2 protein-coding genes are annotated in these 1,951 nt (G+C 64.6%); both read right to left on the reverse strand.

Annotation, left to right across the window (positions count from 1 at the left end):
* Nucleotides 1-353: 353 nt before the first annotated feature.
* Entirely contained in the window at nt 354-1,100 is a 747-nt protein-coding gene (locus HMPREF0183_RS09330) for an ABC transporter permease (protein WP_005885334.1), read from the reverse strand.
* A gap of 4 nt (nt 1,101-1,104) precedes the next feature.
* Nucleotides 1,105-1,857 (reverse strand): ABC transporter permease, encoded by a 753-nt coding sequence (locus HMPREF0183_RS09335; RefSeq protein ID WP_005885337.1) that lies wholly within the window; start codon nt 1,855-1,857, stop codon nt 1,105-1,107.
* Between the last annotated feature and the right edge of the window lie 94 nt (nt 1,858-1,951).

Here is a 1,951-nt window from a genome sequence, read left to right on the forward strand (position 1 = left end):
TTACCTCCACGTAAGATGAGAAAATCGAAACTTGCCCCGCCTGATGGCGGGGCAAGTTTTGTTTCTGCGGTGACTTCGGTCGGGGCGTCGATGTTGGTGTGGGCGAGGACGCTGGCAGTGGTCTCGTCGGGTGTGTAGGTGGCGTTCTCTTCGTCGTCGATGGTGATGCGGGTGAACAGGGCGCGGTTGAGTATGCGTCGTTCGGCTGGTTAGCACTTGTTGTAGAGGTCGTCGAGGTCGACCAGGAGTTCGGTGAGCTGGTCCAAGCCTGTCCAGCGATGACGAGCCAGCACAGGCAGCGGATTTCGCTCAGAGGACCGCAGCGAAGCTTTCGCCGAGAGCACAGGCTCAACTCAGCGGAGCTTGACTGTACGGATCGTTGTGCCGGTGAGCGCGACGATGATCAGTGCGACGCCGAGCGCCGTGCCGATGAGCGGCAGCGCGTCTTGGGCCGTGAGCCCCCCAGAGCCTGCGAGAGCGGTCGATCCGAGGTTCAGAGCGCGGGTGTTGATGGCTTGTGGCCAGATGAAGCTCAGCGGTCGGAGGGCTTCGCTGGTGACGGTGGCGACGCCGACGGCACAGCCGAGGAGGCAGATCGCGACGGGTGCGGCGAACGATTTGAGCAGCATCGACAGCAGCGATTGGATGGCGATCAAGGGCAGTGCCGCGAGGACGGAGATCGCGCCGATGAGGGCGAACTGCCACGGGATCGCTCCCTCGAGCCCGAGTACGAGCGTGCCCGAGATCAGGGTGCCTGCGACGAGGACGAGCTGCATGAACGCGACGGGGATCATGATGACCAGGACCTTGGCGACGACCAGCTTGCCGGGCTTGCGGGTGGTGGTCAGGAGTAGGTTCCAGTTGGTGCCGCGGTGTTCCACCCGCCAGGCGGTGGACGCGATCAAGCCGATCCCGATGGAGAAGAACAGTAGTCCGTAGAAGAGGGTGACCTGCGAGGTGAACGATGCCCACCCTGCGTCGAGGGTGTCGGGGTTGTTGGCGAGGTTGATCGTCCCGGTGGTGACGGCCAGCAGCGGGAGGATGAGCGTGATGATCCAGGTGGCGGAGCGCTTGAGTTTGAGGATTTCTGCGCGGAGCACGGGGTTACCTTTCGATCCGGTCGAGACGTCGGGTGGCGACGGCGAAGACGATGCCGACGAGGATGAGGAAGCCGACGATCCATCCGAACGGCAGCGTGAGATACACGAGGCGGTCTCCCTGTTGCCCGATTGGGGAGATTATGGCGTAGTACCCCCAGGGGATGAGCCGGGCGATGGCGGTCGAGGTGAGGAGTGTGAAGACGCCGAGGAACGCGCCGAGCATGCCGACGCCGACGGAGACGAGCTGGTTCTCCACGATGGCGGCGAGCCAGATGTGCAGCGCGAGGAACGCGACATCGATGAGGAACAGCAGCCCCGTGTACAGAACCCACGGCCCCGCCTCGAGGGGCACGCGGATACCGGCGAACATGCCGATACCGATCACGAGCAGGGTCTGCACGATCACGGCGGGCAGCAGGACCGCGCTGAGCGCGACGAGTTTCGCCCGGCATAGCACGCCGGGTGAGTAGCCAGCGGTGGAGGCGAGGGTCCAGCCGATGCCAGAGTGTTCGATGTCGGTCTGTCGGCTGGCGAGCACGGCGGCGAGGTTCGGGGAGGTCATCGCGGCCATGAGGGTGTAGGTCACCATCAGGCCCTCCCAGGGCAACGCGTCCGGGTCGTTGAACGATTCCTGCGTGCTGCCCGCGAAGAGGGAGAAGCTGGACAGGCCCGCGACGGCGAGGACCAGGATAGCGGTGATGAGGAATGTGCGCAAGCGGCGCATCTTGCGGAACTCGAGCCGGATCGCGCGCCTCACAGCAGACCACCCCTGCCGGTGAGGTCCATGAACACGTCTTCGAGGCTCTGCGCGACACGACGCACCTCGTAGATCGGGACACCTGCGACGGCGA

The organism is Brevibacterium mcbrellneri ATCC 49030, assembly GCF_000178455.1.
GTDB classification, from domain to species: Bacteria; Actinomycetota; Actinomycetes; order Actinomycetales; family Brevibacteriaceae; genus Brevibacterium; species Brevibacterium mcbrellneri.